Origin of the sequence: Streptococcus sp. KCJ4932 (assembly GCF_004352745.1) — a bacterium.
Classification (GTDB): domain Bacteria; phylum Bacillota; class Bacilli; order Lactobacillales; family Streptococcaceae; genus Streptococcus; species Streptococcus ruminicola.
The window spans coordinates 122,945-149,029 of sequence record NZ_SJWW01000001.1 but is presented as its reverse complement, the minus strand read 5'-3'; the positions used below and the strand labels follow the sequence as shown (position 1 = coordinate 149,029).

At 38.0% G+C, this 26,085-nt stretch carries 26 protein-coding genes and 1 riboswitch; of the genes, 18 read left to right on the top strand and 8 right to left on the bottom strand.

Features of this window, described 5'->3' with window-relative positions; all coding sequences use genetic code 11:
* Positions 1-32: 32 nt before the first annotated feature.
* Genes scpB through yidD form a run of 3 tightly spaced genes read left to right on the top strand, consistent with a single transcriptional unit; the run spans position 33 to position 1,645 of the window.
* Positions 33-629, top strand: coding sequence for an SMC-Scp complex subunit ScpB (gene scpB, locus E0E02_RS00780; RefSeq protein ID WP_133017572.1), 597 nt, complete (start codon positions 33-35; stop codon positions 627-629).
* A gap of 30 nt (positions 630-659) precedes the next feature.
* The gene (locus tag E0E02_RS00775) at positions 660-1,385 is read left to right on the top strand and encodes a pseudouridine synthase (protein WP_003066095.1); all 726 of its coding nucleotides are present in this window, start codon (positions 660-662) and stop codon (positions 1,383-1,385) included.
* Positions 1,382-1,645: a membrane protein insertion efficiency factor YidD gene (yidD, locus tag E0E02_RS00770; protein WP_074482454.1), complete on the top strand. Its 264-nt coding sequence runs from the start codon at positions 1,382-1,384 to the stop codon at positions 1,643-1,645. Before E0E02_RS00775 ends, yidD begins: the two co-directional genes overlap by 4 nt.
* Before the next feature lie 19 nt (positions 1,646-1,664).
* On the opposite strand, the gene E0E02_RS00765 is transcribed toward yidD, so the two are convergent.
* A complete protein-coding gene (locus E0E02_RS00765; protein ID WP_133017571.1) occupies positions 1,665-3,104 on the bottom strand; it encodes a TrkH family potassium uptake protein in 1,440 nt (479 codons plus the stop codon).
* Positions 3,105-3,107: 3 nt separating this feature from the next.
* Positions 3,108-4,457 carry a Trk system potassium transporter TrkA gene (trkA, locus tag E0E02_RS00760; RefSeq protein ID WP_074560797.1) on the bottom strand — a complete coding sequence of 450 codons (1,350 nt, stop codon included), beginning with the start codon at positions 4,455-4,457 and terminating at the stop codon, positions 3,108-3,110.
* A gap of 203 nt (positions 4,458-4,660) precedes the next feature.
* Between trkA and E0E02_RS00755 the strand changes: the two genes are divergently transcribed.
* The 6 genes from E0E02_RS00755 (at position 4,661) to E0E02_RS00730 (ending at position 10,661) form a co-directional block, all read left to right on the top strand.
* The gene (locus E0E02_RS00755) at positions 4,661-6,508 is read left to right on the top strand and encodes an APC family permease (RefSeq protein ID WP_039696399.1); all 1,848 of its coding nucleotides are present in this window, start codon (positions 4,661-4,663) and stop codon (positions 6,506-6,508) included.
* Positions 6,509-6,790: 282 nt separating this feature from the next.
* Positions 6,791-7,336, top strand: coding sequence for a tRNA (cytidine(34)-2'-O)-methyltransferase (locus E0E02_RS00750; protein WP_133017570.1), 546 nt, complete (start codon positions 6,791-6,793; stop codon positions 7,334-7,336).
* 125 nt (positions 7,337-7,461) lie between these two features.
* Positions 7,462-7,618, top strand: a riboswitch (FMN riboswitch).
* Between the two features lie 78 nt (positions 7,619-7,696).
* Complete coding sequence (locus E0E02_RS00745; protein WP_039696401.1) at positions 7,697-8,263, top strand: ECF transporter S component; 567 nt, start codon at positions 7,697-7,699, stop codon at positions 8,261-8,263.
* 175 nt (positions 8,264-8,438) lie between these two features.
* Positions 8,439-9,095, top strand: a complete 657-nt coding sequence (locus tag E0E02_RS00740; protein ID WP_133017569.1) for a phosphatase PAP2 family protein — start codon at positions 8,439-8,441, stop codon at positions 9,093-9,095.
* Positions 9,096-9,177: 82 nt separating this feature from the next.
* Positions 9,178-10,116: a TIGR01212 family radical SAM protein gene (locus E0E02_RS00735; RefSeq protein WP_133017568.1), complete on the top strand. Its 939-nt coding sequence runs from the start codon at positions 9,178-9,180 to the stop codon at positions 10,114-10,116.
* Positions 10,113-10,661, top strand: a complete 549-nt coding sequence (locus E0E02_RS00730; RefSeq protein WP_133017567.1) for a class I SAM-dependent methyltransferase — start codon at positions 10,113-10,115, stop codon at positions 10,659-10,661. Before E0E02_RS00735 ends, E0E02_RS00730 begins: the two co-directional genes overlap by 4 nt.
* A 38-nt stretch (positions 10,662-10,699) precedes the next feature.
* On the opposite strand, the gene E0E02_RS00725 is transcribed toward E0E02_RS00730, so the two are convergent.
* On the bottom strand, positions 10,700-11,485 hold the full coding sequence (locus E0E02_RS00725) for an ABC transporter ATP-binding protein (RefSeq protein ID WP_133017566.1): 786 nt from the start codon (positions 11,483-11,485) through the stop codon (positions 10,700-10,702).
* Positions 11,486-11,679: 194 nt separating this feature from the next.
* Here E0E02_RS00725 and E0E02_RS00720 point away from each other — a divergent pair, with 194 nt between their 5' ends.
* From E0E02_RS00720 to E0E02_RS00690, 7 genes are all read left to right on the top strand, one after another.
* Positions 11,680-13,602 (top strand): PTS sugar transporter subunit IIA, encoded by a 1,923-nt coding sequence (locus E0E02_RS00720; RefSeq protein ID WP_133017565.1) that lies wholly within the window; start codon positions 11,680-11,682, stop codon positions 13,600-13,602.
* A 180-nt stretch (positions 13,603-13,782) separates the two neighbouring features.
* The gene (locus tag E0E02_RS00715) at positions 13,783-15,114 is read left to right on the top strand and encodes a hemolysin family protein (RefSeq protein ID WP_074560788.1); all 1,332 of its coding nucleotides are present in this window, start codon (positions 13,783-13,785) and stop codon (positions 15,112-15,114) included.
* 167 nt (positions 15,115-15,281) lie between these two features.
* A complete protein-coding gene (pflA, locus tag E0E02_RS00710) occupies positions 15,282-16,070 on the top strand; it encodes a pyruvate formate-lyase-activating protein (RefSeq protein WP_133017564.1) in 789 nt (262 codons plus the stop codon).
* 60 nt (positions 16,071-16,130) lie between these two features.
* The gene (locus E0E02_RS00705; RefSeq protein WP_133017563.1) at positions 16,131-16,772 is read left to right on the top strand and encodes a hypothetical protein; all 642 of its coding nucleotides are present in this window, start codon (positions 16,131-16,133) and stop codon (positions 16,770-16,772) included.
* Between the two features lie 149 nt (positions 16,773-16,921).
* Positions 16,922-17,854, top strand: coding sequence for a manganese-dependent inorganic pyrophosphatase (locus tag E0E02_RS00700; protein WP_074564277.1), 933 nt, complete (start codon positions 16,922-16,924; stop codon positions 17,852-17,854).
* A 305-nt stretch (positions 17,855-18,159) separates the two neighbouring features.
* The gene (locus E0E02_RS00695; protein WP_240789003.1) at positions 18,160-19,122 is read left to right on the top strand and encodes a DUF6287 domain-containing protein; all 963 of its coding nucleotides are present in this window, start codon (positions 18,160-18,162) and stop codon (positions 19,120-19,122) included.
* Positions 19,123-19,140: 18 nt separating this feature from the next.
* Positions 19,141-20,088, top strand: a complete 948-nt coding sequence (locus E0E02_RS00690) for a DUF6287 domain-containing protein (protein ID WP_133017561.1) — start codon at positions 19,141-19,143, stop codon at positions 20,086-20,088.
* Between the two features lie 36 nt (positions 20,089-20,124).
* Here the strand turns inward: E0E02_RS00690 and yaaA are convergent, their stop codons facing one another.
* A complete protein-coding gene (yaaA, locus tag E0E02_RS00685) occupies positions 20,125-20,856 on the bottom strand; it encodes a peroxide stress protein YaaA (RefSeq protein ID WP_133017560.1) in 732 nt (243 codons plus the stop codon).
* Positions 20,857-20,964: 108 nt separating this feature from the next.
* Between yaaA and E0E02_RS00680 the strand changes: the two genes are divergently transcribed.
* Positions 20,965-21,489: a YiiX/YebB-like N1pC/P60 family cysteine hydrolase gene (locus E0E02_RS00680; protein ID WP_133017559.1), complete on the top strand. Its 525-nt coding sequence runs from the start codon at positions 20,965-20,967 to the stop codon at positions 21,487-21,489.
* Complete coding sequence (locus tag E0E02_RS00675) at positions 21,473-22,126, top strand: DUF1803 domain-containing protein (protein ID WP_133017558.1); 654 nt, start codon at positions 21,473-21,475, stop codon at positions 22,124-22,126. The genes E0E02_RS00680 and E0E02_RS00675 overlap by 17 nt, the downstream gene beginning before the upstream one ends.
* 31 nt (positions 22,127-22,157) lie before the next feature.
* Here E0E02_RS00675 and E0E02_RS00670 read toward each other — a convergent pair whose 3' ends face one another.
* The 4 genes from E0E02_RS00670 to E0E02_RS00655 are packed head-to-tail and all read right to left on the bottom strand — an operon-like array spanning position 22,158 to position 25,951.
* On the bottom strand, positions 22,158-23,162 hold the full coding sequence (locus tag E0E02_RS00670; RefSeq protein WP_133017557.1) for an iron ABC transporter permease: 1,005 nt from the start codon (positions 23,160-23,162) through the stop codon (positions 22,158-22,160).
* Positions 23,159-24,181: an iron ABC transporter permease gene (locus E0E02_RS00665; protein ID WP_133017556.1), complete on the bottom strand. Its 1,023-nt coding sequence runs from the start codon at positions 24,179-24,181 to the stop codon at positions 23,159-23,161. Before E0E02_RS00665 ends, E0E02_RS00670 begins: the two co-directional genes overlap by 4 nt.
* 35 nt (positions 24,182-24,216) lie before the next feature.
* A complete protein-coding gene (locus E0E02_RS00660) occupies positions 24,217-25,149 on the bottom strand; it encodes an ABC transporter substrate-binding protein (RefSeq protein WP_133017555.1) in 933 nt (310 codons plus the stop codon).
* Between the two features lie 19 nt (positions 25,150-25,168).
* Positions 25,169-25,951, bottom strand: a complete 783-nt coding sequence (locus E0E02_RS00655) for an ABC transporter ATP-binding protein (RefSeq protein ID WP_133017554.1) — start codon at positions 25,949-25,951, stop codon at positions 25,169-25,171.
* Between the last annotated feature and the right edge of the window lie 134 nt (positions 25,952-26,085).

The window sequence follows — 26,085 nt, the reverse complement described above, 5'->3', positions numbered from 1 at the left end:
CCTTGGTAAACAAACTTAAGAAAGGAAGTTATATGAACTATTTAGCTCAGATTGAAGCCCTTCTTTTTGTAGCAGGTGAAGAAGGCTTGAGCTTACGTCATTTGGCTAGTATGGTTAATTTAACACCAACGGCGCTCCAACAACAACTGGAAAAATTAGCACAGAAATACAAAGCTGACGACTCATCAAGTCTTTGTTTGATTGAGACAGCAGGTTGTTATAAAATTGTGACTAAAGAGATTTTTGCTGATTTGCTTCGTGATTTTGCAAAAGCTCCAGTCAATCAAAGTTTATCACGTGCCAGTTTGGAAGTTTTATCCATTATTGCTTACAAACAACCGATAACACGTATTGAAGTTGATGATATTCGTGGTGTTAATTCGAGCAGTGCTATCAGTAAATTAATGGCTTTAGGTTTAATTTGCGAAGCTGGTAAAAAAGAAGTGATTGGTCGACCAAATCTTTATGCGACAACAGATTATTTCCTAGATTTTATGGGAATTAATGACCTAAGTGAGCTGATTGACGTGTCAAATATCGAAGTGGTTGATGAAGAAATGACCCTTTTTGAAGAGCCAGAATTAGCCCAAGAAGAAACAGAACTCGCTAAAACTGATGAAATGATGTAAAATAGCTAAAAAGCAGTTAAAGGAAAGAATATGAGAATTAATAAATACATTGCCCATGCGGGAATTGCCAGCCGTCGTAAAGCTGAAGATTTGATTAAAAGAGGTTTGGTAACCATCAACGGTAAAGTTGTCACAGAACTAGCTACAACGGTTAAAGCTGGTGATGTTGTTGAAGTTGAAGGGACACCAATCTATAACGAAGAAAAAGTTTATTACCTTCTTAATAAACCTCGTGGTGTGATTTCAAGTGTATCAGATGACAAAGGCCGTAAAACGGTTGTTGACTTGCTACCAAATGTTACAGAACGTATTTACCCTGTTGGACGTTTGGACTGGGATACTACTGGACTTTTGATTTTGACAAATGATGGTGATTTCACAGATGAAATGATTCACCCACGTAACGAAATCGACAAAGTCTACTTAGCTCGTGTTAAAGGACTTGCGACAAAAGAAAATCTTCGTCCATTGACACGTGGTGTTGTTATCGATGGTAAAAAGACAAAACCAGCTCGTTACAACATCATCAAAGTAGATCCTGAAAAAAATCGTTCAGTGGTTGAATTGACTATCCATGAAGGACGTAACCACCAAGTTAAGAAAATGTTCGAATCAGTTGGACTTTTGGTAGATAAATTGTCTCGTACGAACTTTGGGACTTTGGATCTATCAGGTCTTCGCCCAGGTGAATCACGTCGTTTGAGCAAAAAAGAAATCAGCCAGTTACATAATTTAGCTGTTAACAAACAAAAATGATTAAAAAACTACTTATTGCCCTTGTCAAATGGTACCAAAAACGGATTTCACCCATGACACCACCATCGTGTCGTTATCGACCAAGCTGTTCGAATTACATGATTGTGGCGATTGAAAAGCATGGGCTAAAGGGTGTCATTATGGGAGTGGCAAGGATTTTGCGTTGCCATCCCTTTGTAGAAGGTGGGGATGATCCAGTGCCTGATTATTTTACGCTTCGACGCAATAAAGATTATCGTAAAAAGAAAGAGGAAAGCTAAGCTTTCCTCTTTTTGTGTATTAATATTTAGACCATGTTTTTGGAATGAAGAGGAGCAGCATTGGGTAAATTTCCAAGCGCCCTGCAATCATGGCAAATGACATGAGTAATTTTGAAAATGGACTAAAGATGGCAAAGGTTTGGCTTGTGCCGAGCATTGGTCCGATGTTGTTAAAGGTTGATGTTGCTGCGCTGACAACAACCATAAAGTTATTATTATCAAGCGATAACATCAAGGTCAATCCTATAAGTAAGAAAACGTAAAGCGTCAAATACTTAAGGACACCGTGTTGAATTTCCTTATCAAGTGGTTGCTCGTTGATATGAATAGTCATGATACGGTTTGGATAAAGGGTTGAGAGCACTTGATTTCTTGCGATTTTCGTTAGAATCAGTGCACGCATGACCTTAATACCACCTGCAGTTGATCCAGCAGATCCTCCGACAAACATGAGAAAGAGTAGAATAACCTGAGCAAACAAAGGCCAAACGGTCAAATCAGTTACTCCAAATCCTGTTGTTGTCATGACGTTAGCCACTTCAAATAATGAATTTTCCAAAGCCTTACCAGCGCTTGGGTAAAGGCCACTGACATTCAACCAGATTAGAGCTGTTGCAATCACAACAATCCCAATATAAGTTCTTAGTTCTTCGTCTTTAAAGAATGCTTTAAACTTACGAAGTAATAAGAAGTAGTACAAGTTAAAGTTAATCCCAAAAAGGAGTACAGCAATTGAGACAATATTTGTGATTAGTGAACTGTTGTAATGAGCAATAGAATCATTATAGACGCCAAAACCACCAGTACCAGCACAACCCATTGCAGTGATAATACTGTCAAAGGCAGGCATGCCAGCTACCATCAAAATAACCATTAAAATGGCAAACATACTGAGGTAAATGACATAAAGAATTTGCGCTGTTTCTTTCAGTTTAGAAACCACTTTACCAAAGACAGGACCAGGCACTTCAGCACGCATGACTTCCAAGTGGCTATTTTTACTATTTTCCATAATGGCTAGCGCAAACACCAGCACTCCCATACCACCGATAAGGTGGGCGAAACTTCGCCAGAAGAGTAGCGAGTGTGATAGCACCGAAACATCAGGTAAAATAGTAGCACCAGTCGTGGTAAATCCAGAAACCATTTCAAAGAAAGCGTCAATGATACTTGGAATTTGTCCTGAAAGTACAAATGGCAGCGCTCCAAAGAATGACCAGAGTATCCAACATAGAGCAACGATTAAGAGTCCCTCTTTGGTGTAAACATGGTAATTCTTTGGCTTGAAAGCAACCCCAAGAAGTCCAATGATGACAAGCATTCCAATCGTGATGACCAGGCTGTTAATCACGCGCATATCTTCATGATAAATGAAAGCCACAATCACAGGCACTAACATCAAAGAGGCTTCGATTAAGAGTAATTTTGAAAGGAGGTAACGAACCATACTTTTATTCATAACTTACCTCGCTAACAAATCGTAGATACGCGTGATGTTTTTTAAGAAGGTTACGACAACAATCTTATCACCAACTTCAAAGACATCCTCACCAGTTGGATAAATGGTTTTACCTTTGCGGATAATCGCGGCGATAAGAATATTTTCCTTGAATTTTAGTGATGACAGACTCTTACCTGCCATTTTATTGTTTTCACGAATTTCAAATTGCAAGGTCTCGATACGACCATTAGCGACGTGGTGCATGGCATCAAGGTTTGAGTCTTGGGCGTTCACACGACCACGAATGAAGTGCATCATGCTATCAACCGCAATACTTTTTGGTGTGACAATACTTGAAAATTGGCTAGTATCGATAATCTCAAGCAAGCTTGTACGGTTAACTTTAGTGATGTTTTTTCGAACGCCAAGTGTTTCAAGGAACATAGAAGTGATGATGTTTTCTTCATCCACCCCTGTTAGTGTTGCGACTGCATCAAAGTTTTCCACACATTCTTCTAGGAGAACACTCTTAGCCGTACCGTCACCTTGGACGACATGGACGTTTGGGAATTCTTGGCTGAACATTTGAGCTTGCTCAGGATTATTTTCAATGACCTTAAGATTCATCTTAGTGTTCTTAAGAATGTTGAGCAAGTAGTAGGCAATTCGTCCAGCACCAATAATCATCATGTTCTTGATAGATTTGGTTTTTACAGAATTGTGGAAAAGAATCATGTCAATACGATTTCCTGTAACGAAAATCTTATCAGCAGTTTGTAGTGTTGCATCACCATCAGGAATGATTAATTTTCCGCGACGTTCGATAGCACAGATAACTAAGTTACCAAATTTTTTACGGAATTGGCTCAAGCTCATGTGGCAAAGTTTGCTGCCATCAGAAATCACAAATTCCATTAACATGACACGACCGTTAACAAAGTGTTCTACAGAAAGGGCATTTGGAAAGTCAACTGTATTGGCAATGTAACGCGCTGTAAGCAATTCAGGATTGACAACCAAAGAAAAGCCTAGGAAATTCTTATCTTTGAAATAAGCGTTTGAGTATTCTGGATTACGAACACGGACAACCGTTTCTTTGGCACCCATTTGTTTGGCAAGAACGGCTGAAATCATATTAACTTCGTCTTTATCAGTCAGAGCAATGAAGATATCGCAGTTAGCAACATCAGCCTGCTCAAGAATTTTAAAGTTAGCACCATTACCAACGATTCCCATGATATCGTGACGTTTGGTAATATTTTTTAAAACAGCTTCTTTTTCTTCAATTAAGACGACATTGTGTTTTTCTTCAACAAGAGAGCGACAAAGTGCGGTACCAACCTTACCTCCGCCGACAACAATTATTTTCATTTTAACCTCCGAAATGTATCGTATCTATATTACTCTATTTTTCCTAAAAATACTAGCCATTCCAACTGCTAACAAGGGATTAAGCTTGATTTATCAAAGCTAACAATGATTGTTAAAATTAGGTTACAAATCATCAAAACGCTTGCGAAATGTCAGTGAGAGAACTATAATGAGTCGTTATCTAATTTTAGGGAGAAATTTCAATGCTTGAAAAGTTACGAAATGTTTTTATTGGTAATCCCCTGGAATCAGCTGGCGAGACTGACGAGGATCATCTGCTATCCAAATCACAAGCCTTGGCCATGTTGTCCAGCGATGCCCTTTCATCTATTGCTTATGGTCCAGAACAAGTTATCTTAGTTTTGACAACTATTTCTGCGGCGGCAATTTGGTGGTCTTTACCAATTGGACTTTTGGTTTTGGTATTGTTAGCAAGCCTAACGATTTCTTACCAACAAGTTATCCATGCTTACCCTAAAGGTGGTGGTGCCTACATGGTATCTACGGAAAATTTATCACCAAGTATGGGATTAATTGCGGGTGGTAGTTTGTTGGTTGACTATATGTTGACAGTAGCTGTTTCGGTGTCATCTGGTGCCGATGCGATTACATCAGCTTTTCCAGCCATTAAGGAATTTAATTTAGAAATTTCGATTGTTCTGGTTTTGGCTTTGATGTTTATGAATTTGCGTGGTTTGCGCGAATCGGCAAAATCTTTGATGATTCCAGTTTATTTGTTCATTGTAAGTATCTTATTCTTGATTGCATATGGTGCTTTTCAAATTCTGACTGGGCATTTGGCTTATACGGCAACAGCACACATTGGTAAAGTGGTTCCAGGAGTGTCTATCATTCTTTTGCTGAGAGCTTTTACCAGCGGTTCAGCTTCACTTACTGGTGTTGAAGCTATTTCAAATGCGGTGCCATTTTTCAAGAAACCAAAAGAAAAAAATGCAGCTGGCACCCTTGCCATCATGTCACTAATTCTTGGGATTATGTTTGCAGGGATTACTTTCCTAAACTACTGGTTAGGAATTACGCCATCAGCTCATGTAACGATTTTGGCTCAAATTGCGCAACGTATCTTTGGTGATTCAACAATCGGAAATGCTTTGTTCTACATTTTCCAATTATCAACAGCCTTAATCTTGGCGGTTGCTGCAAATACTGGCTTTTCTGCCTTTCCAATGTTATCTTTCAACATGGCTAAGAACAAATACATGCCTCACCTCTTTATGGAAAAAGGGGCACGTCTTGGCTATTCAAATGGTATCATCACCCTAGCAGTTGGAGCGATTGCGCTTCTTTGTATCTTTAACGGTTCAACTGAGCGTCTTATTCCGCTTTATACCATTGGGGTATTTATCCCATTTGCCCTTTCACAAACGGGGATGGTCATTCACTGGAAACGCAAATTTGGTCAAGGCTATTTGAAACATTCTGTGGCTAATATCTTGGGAGCAATTATTTGTTACCTCATCATTTTGATTTTATTGATTTTTAGAATTGGTGAAATCTGGCCATTCTTCCCAATCATCTTTGTCTTGATGTTCTTGTTCCATTCTATTAAGAATCACTACAAGAATGTTGCCATGCAACTTCGTTTGACTGATGATGTTAAGAATATCCATTATGATGGTAATACGGTTTTGATTTTGGTCGGCAATATGACACAAGCAAGTATTCGTGCTATCAACTATGCTAAAAGCATTGGACAAACGGTTGTTGCCATGCACGTATCAACCTTGGAAACACGTGAAAAAGACTTAGAAGTTGAAGAAGAATTCAAACACTATTTCCCAGATGTTACCTTTGTCAATATTGAATCAAATTACCGTGATATTGTGAAACCAACCATGATGTTTGTTCAAAAAATGAATCATGAAGCTAAGAAAAATAATCACACGATGACGGTTATTATTCCAAAATTCATTCCAAAACACAGTTGGCAAAACATGCTTCACAACCAAATGAGCCTACGTATCCGTGCGCGTTTACGTTGGTATGAAGACATTATCATTGCAACTTATTCATATCATTTGAAGAAATAATAAATCTTTAAGAAGCCTTTCATATCAAGGCTTCTTTTAATTTTTTGAAAGAAAAGGCTTACATCGAAAAAACATTGAAAAAAGCTGTAAAAACGTGACATTTTCGCGTTAAATACGTTGACTTTGCATGTTAAAGTGTTATAATAATTTACAAGAATTCGTTAGTTTAAATCAAACCTGTTATGATTTAAGTTAATGAATCGCCGCCAACCACGCTGTTTGCTGAGCTTGACTCCGGGCAGTGTGGTTTATTTTTATGTCAAAAAACGGAGAGGAATAGTTATGAATATCGAAGAACTTGATTACCAAGAAGAAGCTACTAAGGCTGTCAATCATGTCGTTCTTTTTCAACCACAAATTCCACAAAATACAGGAAATATTGCTAGAACATGTGCTGCAACCAATACACCACTACACATCATTCGTCCGATGGGATTCCCAATTGATGACCGCAAAATGAAACGTGCAGGGCTTGATTACTGGGACAAACTTGATGTGACATTCTATGATAGCATTGAAGAATTTATGGAAAAATGTGATGGGAAAGTTCACTTGATTAGTAAATTCGCTGAAAAAGTTTATTCTGACGAAAACTACAATGATGGCAACCATCATTATTTCCTTTTCGGTCGTGAAGATAAAGGACTTCCTGAAGACTTCATGCGAGAAAATCCAGAGAAAGCTCTTCGTATTCCGATGAATGATGAACACGTGCGCAGCTTGAATTTGTCAAATACCGTCTGCATGATTGTTTACGAAGCTCTTCGCCAACAAGCATTTTCAAATTTGGAACTCAGCCACACTTACGAGCATGATAAACTAAAATAAAAGAAAAGTAGTCCTTTAGGACTGCTTTTTGACGTATAAAAGTCCAAAAAGTGAGGAGAATCGGCATAAAATCAAGCTTTTTCAGCCAAAAACATTGCAGAGCTTGATTTTTTTTGATATTCTAAGGGTGTCTTCAGGGCAGGGTGCAATTCCCGACCGGCGGTGTTGCCTCTCGTTGTTTGCTATGAGAACGAGAGCAATGTAAAAGTCCGCGAGCTGCTTGGCAGTTGATCTGGTGAGATTCCAGAACCGACAGTAAAGTCTGGATGGGAGAAGACCAAGAGTTTGCTTAGGCTTTTTGGCTACAGCAATATACTCGAACGCCTTCTTTCAATTTGAGAAAATTGGAGGAACTTTTTTATGCCTGAAACTATGACTAACACACGTAAATTGGCGCATATTGCCATTTTATCGACGCTTTCGTTCTTGTTGATGTATTTGCAATTTCCGCTGATTCCATCAGCTAGCTTCTTGCAATTTGATTTTTCAATCTTACCAGTCTTAGTTGGTCTTGTGATGATTGACTTGCAAAGTGCGCTTGGAATTTTGATTTTGCGAACACTTCTAAAACTCATGTTAAATAATGGTGGTGTTACCACCTTGATTGGTATGCCAATGAATGTGGTCGCTTTAGGAGTTTTCTTGTTAGCGATGGCTTTCATTTGGAATCGAAAACCAAGTTTGAAAACTTTTGTTTTGGCTTCAGTTGTGGGAACGATTGGTTTGACCGTGGCTATGTTGGTATTAAACTATATCTACGCGGTGCCACTTTATGCCCAATTTGCAAACTTTGATATTTCAGCTATTCTAGGTTTAGGAAATTACCTTTTTGCAATGGTTGTCCCATTTAACTTGATTGAAGGAGTGATTTTCTCTATTTCCTTCTTTATCTTATGGACATGCCTAAAACCGATTTTAACAAAATAAATATATGACAGGTCTGGGACATAGTCCTAGGCTTTTTAGTTAATCTGCTAATGAACTTAACATTTGTTTAAACTGCCACAGTTTTGCCACAGAATTTAGAGGCTTTGGCTAGGCTTAAAAAATGAACTGCGTTATAATAATACTGTTGCACTAAATTCTTGTGAAAGGTATTAACATGAAACATAAACAAACCTATTTTACACTTGGCTCAACCTTTCTCGTGATTTTTATGATGTTGGGCTATGTTGTAAAATTTTATCCTGAAGCTGTAACAGGACTTGATTCAAGTATTCAATTAAGCGTTCGTGGAGATTTACCAGCTCATCTGACTGCTTTCTTTAAAGTCATCACAAATTTTGGTCATGAAGCGCTTGTCTTTGTCTATACATTTGCCATTGCAGCCTTTTTCTATTTCCGAAAAAATTGGAAAACGGAAGGCCTTCTTTTAGCTGGCAATTTGGTTTTAATGGGGGCTTTTTCAACAGTCTTTAAGTATCTTTATAATCGTCCAAGACCAAGTTTGGAATTCTTGGTTAAACGACCAATGGGGCCATCGTTCCCAAGTTGGCATGCGGCATCCAGTATGATTGTGGCTATTAGTTTGATGATTATTATCGAGCAACATTTGACAAAAATAGTGGCTAAGCGTCTGCTACAAGTATTGGTTGTTGTACTTGCTCTTTTAACAGCTGTTTCTCGTATCTACTTAGGTGTCCATTACCCAACAGATATTTTGGGTGGCTGGTTGCTAGCTCTTGCTATCTCTCTAGCTGTATACCCAATTTATGATAAGAAGCGTTTTGAATGGCGTTTCCAAGGAAAGCAAGATTAAGTATTAAAGAGGCGACCGATAGGTCGTCTTTTTAAGGTGACTTGAGTTTGTCTCGTGCTTAGAAAGTGTTATAATAAAAGCTATGAAAAAACGTTACAATACTCTAAATGATTACTATCGCGAGATTTTTGGAGAAAAAATATTTAAAGTTCCTATTGATGCAGGATTTGACTGCCCAAACCGTGATGGAACGGTAGCGCATGGTGGCTGTACTTTCTGTACGGTATCAGGTTCTGGTGATGCTATCGTGGCTCCAGACGCTCCAATTCGTGACCAATTTTATAAAGAAATAGATTTCATGCACCGCAAATGGCCAGAAGTTAAGAAATACTTGGTTTATTTCCAAAACTTCACCAACACCCATGACACGGTTGATGTGATTCGTGAACGCTATGAACAAGCTATTAACGAACCTGGTGTTGTTGGGATTAATATCGGGACACGTCCCGACTGTCTGCCAGATGAAACCATTGCCTACATTGCTGAGTTGTCTGAGCGTATGCATGTGACTGTCGAACTTGGTTTGCAGACTACTTATGATGAAACGTCTAAAATCATTAACCGTGCTCATACTTATGAGCTTTACGTTAAAACGGTGAAACGTCTTCGTGAATTGGCTCCTAAGGTTGAGATTGTTTCTCACTTGATTAATGGACTTCCAGGGGAAACACATGAGATGATGGTTGAAAATGTCCGACGTTGTGTGACTGATAACGAGATTGACGGTATCAAACTTCATTTGCTTCATTTGATGACAAGTACGAAAATGCAACGTGATTACCATGAAGGGCGTTTGAAATTGCTCAGTATGGACGAGTACGTTAACATCATTTGTGACCAATTGGAGATTATTCCGAAAAATATCGTGATTCACCGTATTACTGGAGATGCTCCGCGTGATATGTTGATTGGTCCAATGTGGAGTCTCAAAAAATGGGAAGTCTTGAATGCCATTGATAAAGAAATGGAACGCCGTGGCTCTTATCAAGGCTGTAAGGTAGAAGAGGAGTCTAAATCATGATTAAACGACCTTTACATTTGTCGCATGATTTTTTGGCAGAAGTGCTAGATACTAGTGCCGTGGCTGTCGATGCGACAATGGGAAATGGTAATGACACAGCTTTTTTAGCCCAGCATGCTAAAAAGGTTTATGCTTTTGATGTGCAAGAACAAGCTTTAAAAAGTACCAAAGAACGCTTAGAAAAACAAGCTATTTCAAATGCACAGTTGATTCTTGATGGGCATCAAAATCTTGACAAGTACGTTGGTGAGCCTATCCGCGCAGCGATTTTCAATCTGGGCTATTTGCCAAGTGCTGATAAAACAGTGATTACCAAACCAGATACGACGCTTGTAGCGATTGAAAAAATCTTAGAACGTCTTGAAATCGGTGGGCGTTTAGCCATCATGATTTATTATGGTCACGAAGGTGGAGACATGGAAAAAGACGCAGTGCTAGAGTTTATTTCAGCGCTCGACCAAAAAGAGTTTGCAACCATGCTTTACAAACCTCTTAACCAAATTCACCAACCACCATTTTTGGTAATGGTTGAAAAATTACGTTAATAAATAAAGCCTCTATGATTACTCATAGAGGTTTTTCACTACTTAAATTCAGGTTTGATGTAAATGCGGTCATCACCGAGCGGTACGATTGAGACTGGTTGGTCATAAAAATCAGATAAAATCTTTTCAGTCAGAACTTCATTTTTTGGTCCTTTGGCGATGATGTTTCCTTTTTTGAGGAGAAGAACGTGGGTAAAAGAACGTGTGATTTCTTCAGCATGGTGAGTAACATAGATAATAGTTGGCGCATTTGGCAAACTAGTGATTTGCTCAATTTGCGTCAGCAATTTTTCGCGTGCAAAAAGGTCAAGTCCACTGGTTGCTTCATCGAGAATTAAAATCTCAGGTTCTTCCATAAGGCTGCGAGCAATGAGAAGAAGTTGCTTTTCACCTTGTGAAAGGCTTGCGTAAATACGTCCAAGCAGATGTTCACCTCCGATTGAGATGAGCATTTGTCTAGCTTCTTCAAGTTCTTTTTCGCCGTATTCTGTGTAGAGAATGCTTGATTTGTATTTTCCGGTTAGGACGATTTTTTCAGCTAGCATGTGTGGGGAGAGTCGTTCGGCGATGAAAGAGCCAACGATACCAATTTTGGTACGCATATTACTGATATCTGTGCCGCCAAATTGATTTCCAAGAACTTCCACATTTCCCTGGCTGGTCCAATATTCTGCTGTGATGAGTTTTAGAAGGGATGTTTTGCCAGAGCCGTTAAGTCCAAGAATTGCCCAGTGTTCGCCCTTGTTGACTTGCCAAGTGACATTATTCAAGAGTTTTTTATTCTGTCGTTCTAGACTAACATTGGTTAAAGAAAGTTGAATCATAGGAGAACCTCCGTCAAGTATTTGATAGTTATTATATCATTTTTCAGAAAATTTAGATATTTATTTCTGAAATAGTTTGATAAATAAAACTAAAAATTAGTAAAACTTTACTAAAACTTATTGACTTTGTTTAGGAAAGCGTTTACTATAATCATGTAATCAAAAAACAAAGTTGTTAGAAGAAGGAGAGTTCTATGAATCAAACGACTCATGCAAGCAAAGATTTGAAAAAATCTGCAGCTACTTCACGCATTTCATATGCTTTTGGGGCATTTGGTCACGATATTTTTTATGCGACCTTGTCAACATACTTCATCACTTTTATTACCTCACACTTATTTAATACAGGTGATGCAGCACAAAATAATCGCATGGTTTTGTATATCACTCAGATTATCGCAGGTTTGCGTATTGTTGAATTGATTATTGACCCTTTTATTGGAAATATGATTGACAATACAAAGACACGCTGGGGAAAATTTAAACCATGGGTAGTAGCTGGTGGTACAATCAGCTCACTTGCTTTATTGATTTTATTTACTGATATGGGTGGACTTAACAAGACAAATCCAGTGCTTTACTTGATTATTTTTGCTTTCATCTATATCACGATGGATATTTTTTATTCTTTTAAAGATATTGGTTTTTGGTCAATGGTTCCAGCACTATCATTTAGCTCTGAAGAACGTGAAAAAACAGCAACTTTTGCTCGTATTGGTTCAACAATCGGTGCTAATATTGTCGGTGTTGTGATTATGCCAATCGTTCTTTTCTTCTCACTTCATCGTAATGGTGGTGCGGGAGATAACCGTGGTTGGTTCTGGTTTGCCTTTATTGTGGCTTTGCTGGGTGTTTTGACAGTACTTGCCGTAGCCTTTGGTACACATGAAATCGAGTCTGACCTTCGTAAAAATACCGAAAAAACAAGCTTTAAAGATGTTCTTAAAGTCTTAACTAAAAACGACCAATTAATGGCGATTGCTTTGTCATATGTTTTGTATACAACTGGGATTAGTATTTTAAATGCGTCTGAATTGTATTACTTCACTTACATCATGGGACACGCCGCTCAATTTTCAATCTTAGGTACGATTAATACAGTTGTCGGTTTGCTTTCCGTTTCTCTTTTCCCACAATTAGCTGGAAAATTGAATCGTCGTAATTTGTTCTTTGCTTGTATCGCTGTGATGCTTTGTGGTATTGGGCTCTTTTCAGTAGCTGGAACATCACTAGCTCTTGTTTTACTTGCTGCTGAATTATTCTTTATTCCCCAACCTCTTGTTTTTCTAGTGGTCTTGATGATTATCACAGACTGTGTGGAATATGGTCAATGGAAACTTGGTCACCGTGATGAAGCTTTGACCTTGTCAGTTCGTCCTTTGTTGGATAAATTTGGCGGGGCTATTTCAAACCTTGTCATTGGTGCAGCAGCGGTTGCTGCTGGGATGACAACGGGTGCGACAGCTGATTCCATTACAAAAGCAGGAATCATTTCTTTCAAACTTCATGTCTTTGCTTTACCATTTGCTTTGATTATTTTAAGTAGTTTGGTTTTCTTCTTCCGTGTTAAATTAACTGAAGAAAAACACGCTGAAATTGTTGAAGAACTTGAACGTACTTGGGGACATGAATACATCGAAGACGAGGTCGAAACAGATGGTGGTCTTAACATCTCAGCTCCAATTGCAGGTCAATTGATTGACTTATCAGATGTAGATGACCCAATCTTTGCCAAAGAAGGGCTTGGTAAAGGATTTGCCATTAAACCAAGCGATGGTTGTGTTTATGCGCCTTTTGATGCAATGGTTCGTCAAGTCTTTACCACTCGTCACGCTGTTGGTTTGGTTTCTGAAGATGGTATTGTCTTGTTGATTCACATTGGTATTGGAACCGTGAAACTAAAAGGAACAGGATTTGTCTCTTATGTGGTTGAAGGAGACCATGTTAAAAAAGGTGATAAATTGATTGAATTCTGGGATCCAGCAATCAAAAAAGCTGGACTTGATGATACGGTTATTGTCACTGTCACAAATTCACATGTCTTTAATGACTTTGTGATGAAAGCTCCTGCTGGTACAACCGTACAAGCTGGTGATGATGTGTTGACCTTGAACTAAGGAAATATGAAAAGGACTCAGTTTATGTAACTGGGTTTTTTATATAGAAGAAAGATAGTCGATGCTTGCAGTATTTGTTTGGTACTTTAATTCGAAAATATGCTATAATGTAGTCACTGTATTAAGAATAGAATATAGGTGATTAAAACCTATTTGAGATAGAAGAGGAGTAAGATTTATATGGAAGACCCGAGTCAGAATTTAGTATTGCAATTTGTTTTATTGTTAATTTTGACCTTATTAAACGCCTTTTTCTCAGCTTCTGAGATGGCTTTAGTGTCTTTAAATCGTTCACGTGTTGAACAAAAAGCAGAAGAAGGAAATAAAAAATATATCCGTCTTTTGTCTGTCCTAGAAAAACCAAATAACTTTTTATCAACGATTCAGGTTGGGATTACTTTTATTGGGCTGTTGCAAGGGGCTAGTTTGTCAGCATCACTTGGTGGCGTGATTGCCTCTTGGTTTGGAAATTATGTCTGGGCAAAAACAGCTGGTAGCGTGATTTCACTTGTCTTTTTGACTTATATTTCGATCGTTCTTGGGGAACTTTACCCAAAACGTATTGCCATGAACCTTAAGGAAAACTTGGCGGTTATTTCAGCTCCAGTCATTATCCTTATTGGGAAATTGGTTAGCCCATTTGTCTGGTTATTATCAGCCTCAACCAATCTTTTGTCACGTATCACACCAATGACATTTGACGATGCCGATGAAAAAATGACACGTGACGAGATTGAATACATGCTGACAAATAGTGAAGAGACTTTGGATGCAGAAGAAATTGAAATGCTTCAAGGTGTCTTCTCACTTGATGAATTGATGGCGCGTGAAGTTATGGTACCACGTACAGATGCTTTCATGATTGACATCAATGATGACACGCAAGAAAACATTCAAGAAATTCTGAAAAGACATTTTTCACGTATTCCCGTCTATGATGATGACAAGGATAAGATTATTGGTGTCCTTCACACAAAACGTTTGTTAGCTGCTGGTTTCAGCGAAGGATTTGACAATATTGTCTTGCGTAAAATCTTGCAAGAACCTTTGTTTGTTCCTGAAACGATTTTCGTTGATGATTTGTTGCGTCAATTGCGAAACACTCAAAATCAAATGGCAATCTTGCTTGATGAATACGGTGGTGTTGCTGGGATTGTAACCCTTGAAGATTTGCTTGAAGAAATTGTCGGTGAAATTGACGATGAGACAGATAAAGCAGAACAATGTGTTCGTGAAATTGGTGAGGATACGTATATTGTCCTTGGAACAATGACCTTGAATGATTTCAATGATTACTTTGACCTTGATTTAGACAGTGATGATGTCGATACTATTGCTGGATTCTATTTGACAGGGGTTGGTAACATTCCAAGTCAGGATAGTCGTGAAAGCTTTGAAGTTGATTCAAAAGAAAAACACCTTGTTTTAACAAATGATAAAGTAAAAGATGGTCGTGTGACGAAATTGAAAGTTGTGATTTCTGATATAGAACAGACTCCTGAGGAAGACTGAGCTTTTAGCTTAGTCTTTTTTCAATAGATTGATGTGATGGCTTAACGCCTTGATTGACTTAAAAAACTGATATATAAGAGCTGTTTTACTGGCTTTTTTATCACCATCTTTTCTCTGGAAAATGGTATAATGAAAATTAGAAAAACGGTTACAAAGGATGATAGAAAATGACTGAAATAGATTACGGAAAAGTGACAGGAATGATTCATTCAACAGAAAGTTTTGGTTCTGTGGATGGTCCTGGTGTTCGCTTTGTCATTTTTATGCAAGGCTGCAAGATGCGTTGCCAATATTGTCACAATCCAGATACTTGGGCATTAGAGACGAATAATTCTCGTGAACGCACTGTTGACGATGTTTTGGCAGAAGCCTTGCGTTACCGACACTTCTGGGGTGAAAATGGTGGGATTACCGTTTCAGGTGGTGAAGCCATGTTGCAAATTGAGTTTGTAACAGCCCTTTTTACCAAAGCTAAAGAATTAGGAATTCATTGCACGCTTGATACGTGTGGGTTTACATTCCGAGATACGCCTGAATATCACGAAATTGTGGATAAGTTACTAGCTGTGACGGATTTAGTTCTTTTAGATTTAAAAGAAATCAATCCTAAACAACACATTGTTGTAACACGTCAACCCAATACTAATATTCTAGCTTTTGCACGCTATTTGTCTGATAAAGGTGTCCCAGTCTGGATTCGTCATGTCTTGGTTCCAGGATTGACCGATTTTGATGAAGACTTAATTGAGCTAGGAAAATTTGTAGCAACGCTAAAAAATGTGGATAAATTTGAAATTTTGCCTTACCATACTCTAGGTGAATTCAAGTGGCGTGAATTGGGAATTCCTTATACCCTTGAAGGAGTTAAACCACCGACTAGAGAACGTGTCCAAAATGCCAAAAAGCTTATGCACACGGAGTCTTACACAGACTACATGAAACGCATTCATCACTAGACAGGTTGACTATTGACATTGGGATGAATCTTTGATAAGCTCTATCACAAGGTGGACACTATGAACAGTTACAAAGTTTTAAAATTTGACGATCACTTCGTTTATTTAACGCAAGATGGCAAGATTAAAAAATTAGCGCGTGACTTATTTGATTTTGATATCGCACTAGGGGATAGAGTTGATTATATCCAAGATGGTGATATTGTCTTAGTGATGCCAAGCCAAGGAGAAATGGATATAAGTAGTGATAAATCTGTTAAGTCTGGGCTTTTACAAGGCATTCTTAATCTTTTCTTGGAAACTTTATCCATTCATAATAACGACTTAGGAAATCTAAAGAAGATTTTTTCACAACTTTTGGTCACACTTTTTATGGCATGGAGTTTGCTTGGTGTGGTTGTGATTGAATTATTACTTTTACTAGAATCCTTGATTTCTGTTATCTGGCGCTTACTAGTTAAAGGCATTAAGAATTTGCACATTGTGGATAATAGCCGAAAATATATGGCTTACCGCAAACGCCAAGAAGCTATTCGCAATCAAGAAAATCGTGAGGAAGAAGAACGTCTTTTACGTCTTGCTTTAGAACAGGAAAAGTTAGATAAAAAAGACCATGTTTCTGAAAAAACATCAGAAACTCTTACGACAGATTCAGAAAATACTCAGGAAGATTCTGTAAAAGAAACGAAAGAAATAGACTAAAAATGAAAGCATTTTTATCATTAAGTACTAGAGCTTGTTGATAAAGGTGCTTTTTTGTTGGAATAATGGCTTAAAAGAGCCTGCTAGCTTTGCTATCTCCTTTAAATTTTGCTAAAATAAGAATAAATAATTATTATGAGGTAAAAAACATGTCTAAAATTTTAGTTTTTGGTCACCAAAATCCAGACTCTGATGCGCTTGGTTCATCAATCGCATACGCATACTTGAAACGTGAACTTGGTGTAGATGCTGAAGCTGTTGCTCTTGGAACTCCAAACGAAGAAACAACTTTTGCATTGAACTACTTTGGTGTAGAAGCACCACGCGTTGTCGAATCAGCAAAAGCTGAAGGTGCTGACCAAGTTATTTTGACAGACCACAACGAATTCCAACAATCAATCTCAGATATCCGCGATGTTGAAGTTGTTGAAGTTATTGACCACCACCGTGTTTCTAACTTTGAAACTGCTAACCCACTTTACATGCGTTTAGAACCAGTTGGTTCAGCTTCATCAATCGTTTACCGTCTCTACAAAGAAAACGGTGTTGCTATTCCTAAAGAAATGGCTGGTTTGCTTTTGTCTGGTTTGATTTCAGATACACTTCTTCTTAAATCACCAACAACTCACGCAACTGACCCAGCTGTTGCTGCTGACTTGGCAGAAATCGCAGGTGTTAACCTTGAAGAATACGGTTTGGCATTGCTTAAAGCTGGTACAAACTTGGCAACAAAATCTGCTGAAGAATTGATCGACATCGATGCTAAATCATTCGAACTTAACGGAAACCAAGTTCGTGTTGCACAAGTTAACACAGTTGATATCAACGAAGTTCTTGAACGTCAAGCAGAAATCGAAGCTGCAATGACTGCTGCTATCTCTGCTAACGGTTACTCTGACTTTGTTCTTATGATTACTGATATCCTTAACTCAAACTCAGAAATTTTGGCACTTGGTGCTAATATGGATAAAGTTGAAGCTGCCTTCAACTTCAAACTTGAAAACAACCACGCATTCCTTGCTGGTGCAGTTTCACGTAAAAAACAAGTTGTTCCACAATTGACAGAAAGCTTTAACGCTTAATCAAAAGTGATAGGATAACAAAAGGGCGATGTAAGTCGCCTTTTTGTATGCTTTGTATATTGAGGAGATAAAAAATTAAAGATATTAATATGAAAAAAGTCATCTTTTTATTTTGTTGCTTTATTTTAATTGGGTGTCATCAACAATCAAATGATAGTAAAGGAAAAACAAGCCATGGCACAAGAGAAGTTGTCGAGTCTAAGAATGTAACAAAAGAGAAAAAAGATTATTCTGATTGGTTTTTAAATTATCGTTATTATTATGTTGCATCAAATGCTTCAACCTTGATGACATGTGGGATAGTCTTGAATAATGATGGTACTGCAACTTTATGTAGAGCTGGCGCAGAATTGATGGCATTTAATGCTGGAAATCCTTTAAAAGGACAGTATACAATCGAAGATTATGAGGATTCTAATACTGTACAAACTTATGTTACATCAGGAAATATGACTGTAAATGGAGAAGAACCTAGTCGAGTAGAACTTGTTCCAAGTGTTAAAATCACGATAGATATTCCTGTTCAAGAACTTCAACGTGTTAATGGCAACGTTAATTCTGTAAAAGATGAAACCAAGGTAGTGCTTTATGGTTATACTAATGATGATGGTAATAAAGTATTAACAACAGATGAAGAGGTAAAATCAGCATTACAAGTTTATTTTCATGCTAAACCTGAAAAAGCTAACTACGTTGTTAGTGTAGATGTATTGAACTTACGTTTAAAACCAAGCTTATCAGCTGATGTTGTTACTAAAAAACAAAAGGGTGATATTCTTCAAGTATTAGATTATGTTAGTGGAGAATCAGTTGATGATAACTCAACTTGGTGGGAAGTTAATATTGATGGTCAGAAATGTTATGCTTGGTCTGGTGCTCTAAAAACTCAATTAGCTTATGATGCTGAGCTAGAATCAGCCAATGATATTAATTTGGAAGAGATAAAGGATGAAAACTACGAATCGCTTGCCGGAACATGGCGTAACGGAAAAGGTGATACTCTTGTTATTCGAGCTGATGGATCTGTTACTAGTACAGTAAATGGGAACACAGGTGAAGAAAGCTTGCAAGGTGTTTTTAGATATGAAAATGATGGCATTCCTTATATAGGAATGGGGAATGGTTTCACTGGTGGTTTATTGGCACTATTTAAAGTTGGGTTTAAAAATCCATCAGGAGATAAGTCTGATATTTCTAAAGCACGAATTGTACCAACTCAGAATGGTGTTTATCATTTATCTAATGATTACTATTATTATCGTCAATAACATGGAAGGAAATTATAAATGAAAAAGAGAATTCTATTAATTGTTATTACTTTATTAGTTTTAGGTGCATGTTCTAAGAAAAATAGTAATCAGAAAGTACCAGGAAATTGGTATACTGGCTCATCTTCATCTACTTCGGCATCTGATAAAAAAAGAGTTAGTGATAATAGCATTTATGATGTTGTGTTAGAAAAACTTAGAAATGATACAAGTGATACTCCAGCGACGCATTACGCTTATTATGATATCGATGGGAATGGTCAGGATGAACTATTTTCTGGACGATACTGGGAGTCTACGGAAACAGTTGAATTTGCGGCTCTTTATTATGATAATAACGGAGTAGCTGACTATTTGGCACAAAGTTATGTTGCATCAAGTGGTGGTTATCGAGAAGCTGCAAATATTTACACAGATGGAACGATTATTACTGCTAAGTGGACGTCAACAGGAACAGAAATGGAAGATACCCAGTATCAATTAAGAAGAGATAATAGTGGTGTTGATATTGTAAAAAGTACTAATGTACCGATTGGTAAAGATGTAGAATTAACGGATTACTTTGATGTAAAAAATAAAGAGACATTTAATTTTAGTGTACTTGATTGGCAACCATTAGTATCTGAACAAGCAAATTCTGATGATTTAGATGTTAATCAGATACTTAATGGAGATTATACATCATTAGCTGGAACATGGGAAAATGGTAGAGGGCAAACTTTTGAATTTAATGATGAAGGAATGCTTGAAGGAATGAATATTAGTTCGCCACGAGAAAGTTCTTATGGAACAGTTACCTTAGCATGTGGTGCAGCTAACGGTGCACCCGGTGGATTTGCTATTGAAGTTTACCCTACTGGTGTCAAAAATCCCAAAGGAGATCATTCGGATTCTTCCCAATCAAGGTTGATTGCTGGGCAACAATTTGTCGATTTTCCTGCAGAAGCATATTATTATAGAAAATAGCAAAACAAAAAGCAAACAAGTTCTCTTGTCTGCTTTTTATTCTTCCTCTCGGATAAAGGTGATGGTTTTGTCATCTGAATGGTCTTTGGCAAATGAGAAACCGTCGAAAGTTAATTTTTTGAGGTCATCAAGTGTTTCAATTTGCTTTTCAGCCATGAGTGAAACCAAGCGTCCTCGTCCTTTTTTAGAAATGGTTGAGTGGATTTTGAGTTTGCCAGATCGATTTTCCATAAAGATAACTTTTATCATGCGCTTACGGATGTTTGGTGAAAAGACCTGCTCGAATTCTGATGATAGAAGTGAGATGATAAGGTCATCATCTTGAACGTCTTTGTCATAATCTTCTCGCCAGAATTGTTTTAATGAGGTATTGTTGATTTTGAGATTGCCTTGAAAGTCAAGTCGGTGTGGTGCAATCAGTTCTGTCGGTTTGATTAGACCGTAAAAAGCTGTTGCAATGCGAAGGTGCTTATCGAGATAATCTTTCTCAGTCTGGCTGACATTTTGACGCTTTAAGTAACGGTACATGAGTCCGTCGTAAAGCATCCAAGCTGGGTAATATCTGGCATCTTTGTTAGCAATTCGTTGCCAGCGCAGCCATTCCTGGTCAGCCTTGACTGGATTGATTTTGTAAAAATTAGCCAAATCTTCTACAGAGTAATCTAGCATGGTCTCAAGAATGTCTCTGCTTTTTGATTCTAAGTTTTGGTTGGCAAAAGCGTCTTGATTAGTATTTAATTCTTTAGCGTTAGGGATAAGTAATTTCATACTGGCATTATAGCACAGACTTAAAAATTTCTTTAAAGATAAGTCCTCATAAATGTCGTAGCAAATCTTCTTATAGCAGGACACTTTGTTTTTTGTTACAATTAACATATGAAACTACAAGACTTGCAAGCTGGTGACTTGCTTTTTATGCGCGATAATCAAGCCATGTCCCAGGCAATCCAGCAGGCGACAGGACAGTACAGCCATGTTGCGATTTATTTTAATCAAATGATTTACCATGCGACAAGAGATAAAGGTGTTGTCAGAGAAAATCTTAGAGAGTTTTTGCTTACACATGAACAGCTTGTTTCGGTTTATCGCTATCCCAAAATCAATCCAGACCAAGTTCTGGTGGCAGCCAAGGCTTTACTTGGAAAACCTTATAATGATAGTTTTTATCCAGATAATGGCACTTATTATTGTTCGCAATATATTGCAGAAATTCTGCCAATTTTTAAGACCATTCCCATGCAATTTGGGGATGACCAGCACGTGATTTCAGACTTTTGGCAGACCTATTACGATAAATTGGGACTTGCTGTGCCTTTAAATCAAGCAGGAACCAATCCCAGCCAGCTATCGCAATCAGAGGATTTACAATATTTAGGAGAATTACATGATTATCATTTTTAATCCAGATAAATTAACACGACAAACTTTTTTTAAGGATTTAGTTAACTTTTTGTATCAGACAGATGATGTGACCTTGCGTCAAATCAAAGCTAAATTTCAAGAAGTGCCAAAAATTGATCGTTTGATTGAGGAATATGTCCAAGCAGGTTATATTATCCGTGATAACAAACGCTATACAATTGGTTTTGAATTGCTTAACTCTCTTGAAAATATCAGTTTAGACAGTCAGATTTTTGTGGATGATGAGAGCCAAATATATGCTGAGTTGAAGAAACTTTCTTTTGAAACACGTCTAGACAATGAGACAAATGACTTGGTTCTTGTTGAAAAAACAAGCATTGTTCGAGATGAATTGACGCTTTCTAACTACTTTTTCAAACTAGCTGAGAATTTGCCAATGTCAAAAGCACAAGAAGTTCTGTTTGATTTGCTTGGAGATGTTAATCCGCAATACGCTTTGAAATACATGACTACTTTTCTATTGAAATTTGCAAGAAAAGACGAAGTCGCTCAAAAACGACCAGATATTTTTGTGGAAGCTTTGGAAAAAATGGATTACATTCGCAAAAATGATCAAGGCAAATACCAATTGAACATGACATTTGATAAAGAGACGTTGATTTTTACAAGTAAATAAAGCAAAAAAAATCTGGGGAGTTCCCAGATTTTTATGTTGCTGTTTTTATCATGAGATAAAGGAAATAAGGGGCTCCAATTACTGAAATAATCAGTCCTGTTGGAATACCTGTCCCGACAAGTAGGCTTCGTCCGATGGTATCTGCAATCAGCATTAAAATCATACCAATCAGCATGCTAGCAGGTAGGACGATTCGGTGGTCATTTCCAAATAAGCGGCGCGTGATGTGACCAGAAAGCAAGCCGACAAAAGTAATGTTCCCCACCAGCACAACGCTAAATGCGGCTAAAGATGTTGAGAGCGTAAGAGCCCAAAGTCGTTCTTTTTTTAGGTCAAGACCGAGAGTGATGCTCGTTTCTTGGCTAAACATCATCATGTTTAGACGGTAGCTGCGCCATAAAGTCACTCCCCAAATAATCCCTAGAAGAGGTGACATGATAGCCAGTAATTGCCAGTTTCCACCGCTTACTTTGCCACTTAACCATGAGACAACATAATCGGTTTTCCCGATATCAAGATTGGCAACGACAGACACCATAACACCTGAAAGCAAACTTGATATCCCTACACCTGAAATGATTAAGCGAGTTGGTTGAATTGGCTGATTTTTACGGTGAGAAACGGCGTAGACAATGCTGATTGTTAAGAAACCACCAAGCATGGCTAAGAAAGGCATGAGTGTTAGGTTAGTAAGATTTGTGATATCTAGCACGCCAACCATCATAGCAATGACTAAGCCAGCTCCCGCATTAATTCCCAAAATTCCAGAATCAGCCAGAGGATTTTTAGTTAGGGTTTGCAACAAGACTCCTGACATGGCAAGAGAAGCCCCACCAAGCATACAAGCTAAGATACGAGGAAGCCTGATTTTGAAAACAATCAAAGACATTGTGGTATCAGCTTGCCCTAAAAAGACTTGAAGAACTTTGAAAAAGGATGTGTTAACGTAACCAATGGATAAAGAAAGCAGGAAAACAATTAGCAAGCAAAGAAGAAGGAGAAGTAATTGGCTTGTTCGTTTTTGCTTAGACGTCATAGATTTTCCCCCTTTCTGACCAACCAAAGAAAGCAAGGAAGCCCAACAATGCTGATAATGGCGCTAAGAGGTGTTTCGGCTGGAGGATTGATGACTCGACTAAGCAAATCAACCCAAACCATGAAAGTCGCGCCAGCAAATGCTGTGAGTGGAAGAATGACACGATAATCTTTAGCGACAAAGAGTTTTAAAAAATGAGGGATAATCAAACCAAGAAATGCAAGACTTCCCACCAAAGCAACAGCAGCTGCTGATAGAATAAGAACAATGCTGAGCAGACTAATGGTAGTAGCTAGCGTTTTTTGTCCTAAAGCTTTAGCGACGGTTTCATCAAGGCAGAGAATGGTCAATTGATGAGCCATTAGCTGCGCTAAGACCAGACCAATTAGGATAAAAGGAGCAATGATGGCAAGCATTTTCCAATTGGTCTGAGCGAGTCCACCAGCTTGCCAGCCAATCACAGCTTTTGACAAATCAAAATACAAGCTGAAAGCTTGACCTAAAGATGAAAAGAGAGTCGAAATCATAGCTCCCGCTAAAATGAGTCGGGTTTGTTGGTAGCCTTTTTGAGGATGGTAACTAATCCCAAAAATCAAGCAAGCTGAAAGACTAGCACCAATCAGACAAAGAAAGAGTGTCATGCTGTAGTGCATGCTACCAAAAATGGCATAACCAGCAATCAAGGCTAGCCCAGCTCCTGCATTAATTCCAAGAAGCCCAGGGTCAGCAATGGGATTTCTTGTCACACCTTGAATGATACTGCCAGCTTGAGCCATAGCTGCCCCAACTAATATTGCTGCAAAGATTCTTGGTAAACGCAAATCAAAAATGACGTCTTGGAGGCTTGAATCAGTTAACGGTGCTCTTAAAACACTGAGGACTTGCTGATTAGTGTAAGCAACCGCCCCAAAACGCAGGCTTAAATAACAGCCCAGAATAAAAAGTATTGCAATGCTGAAAAAAACAAGCCAAGGACGACTTGGCTTATTTTTCTGAATAAGAAAGTTAGCTTCTTTCATGAGATTTCCTTTTTCAGAGAAGGGAGTCATAATCATCAGCTGTTGGCTTTTTTAATGGCTGCTGTGAAAGTTTCTAATTGTTTATCAAGTGACATTGGGTCAGAGAAGTAGAAGAGATTTTCATCAACTTCAAGTACTTTTTGATTTTTAACCGCTGGAATATTTTTCCAAACATCACTTTCTTTTAAGGAAGCAGCAGCGTCTTTGGTATCTTGGCTGACATTAAGCACAAGGTAGTCACCGACATAATCGGCAAGTACTTCTTGTGAAATACCAAACCAACCAGCTGAGAAGACATCTTTTTTAACAGTTTCAGGAGCAGAAAAGCCAAGTGAATCGTAAATCAATTCGCCTCCACGTCCCCAGTTATTACCATAGAGGTAGATAGCTTTGTCATAAAAATCCATAACAGTGAAGCTTGTTGAGGCATCAAGGTATGGTGCAAGCTCTTCTTTAGCTTTAGCGGTTTTTGTTTTCCAATTATCAAGCCATTTTTGAGCTTTGTCTTCTTTGTCAAAGACTTTTCCAAGGTTAGTCATCATTTCAAGATAATCGCTCTTACCATATTCAATGACTAAGACGGGAGCAATATCTTTTAACTCCTTGAGGTGTTCATCAGTTGAAAAAGCAATGATAAGGTCTGGTTCTTGCGCAGCAATTGCTTCGGTATCATCTGAGGTTAATTTCACCGCGTCAGCTAATTTGTTTCCAAAAGCAGGGCTATTTTTCTCCAAATCTAGTGAGTAACTTGAGACATTGACACCTAGTTCAAGAAGGTAGCCAGTGTAAGAGTAAGCAAAGTTAACGACTGTTTTAGGATTTTTAGGAATATCGCCTTGATAAGAAAATCCTGTGATTTTAGGCATGCTTGATAGTTCAGTACTATCTGAAGTTGATGAGTTATTTTGACAAGCAACCAGCATAAGCGTTGCTAGAAATGTTGTTAAAGCGACAAAAAACTTTTTCATGTCTAAGGTCTCCTGAAATTTATGTGAGCTGATAAGTCAGCAAAATAGGACAGTTATGAATCGGATCTCGAACGATCCGTGCCTCGATGCTAAAAATATCTCTTAAAATGTCAGTTGTCATAACCTCTTCAACCTGACCGTGATAGCAAATAGCACCGTTTTTCATGGCAATTAAGTTATCAGAAAAACGCGCTGATAAATTCAAATCGTGCAAAACCATGATGATGGTTTTATGGGCTTTTTGGTTAAGTTTTTTCAGCAATTCCAAAATTTCCAATTGATGATTCATATCTAGGTAAGTTGTCGGTTCATCAAGAAAAATCGTCTCAGTATCTTGAGCTAATGCCATGGCAATCCAGACACGTTGGCGTTGCCCACCTGATAAAGCATCGACTTTTTTATTAGCAAGGTCAGTGATTTTGGTCATTTCCATTGCCCACTTGATCTTAGCCTTGTCTTCATCGGTTAATTGCCCAAAATAACTTTGGTGAGGAAAACGTCCATAGGATACGAGTTCATAGACGCTAATGCCTTCAGTAGCTTCAAGCATTTGTGGGAGCAGGGCAATTTGCTTTGCAATTTCTTGGGTTGGCAAGTCAGCGATGGCTTTGCCGTCAATTAAGATTTGCCCAGTTTTTACCGCTTGAATCCGCGTCAAAGCCTTTAGTAAGGTTGATTTACCGCAGCCATTTGCCCCGATGATTGTAGTGATTTTCCCGTCAGCTATCTTGGTTGATAAATCCTGAATAATCGTTTTATCATCATAAGCGATAGAGATATGTTTAGCACGAATTTCTGACATGGTGGCCTCCTTTCTCGAAAAAATGAATGTAGTTACAAGTCTCAAAAAAATCGAGAATTGTTTTTTCATTGTAACAAGAAAAAAGGCCTCTGAAAAGCCTTTTTTAAAAATATTTTTATAAAATTTTAATTAAT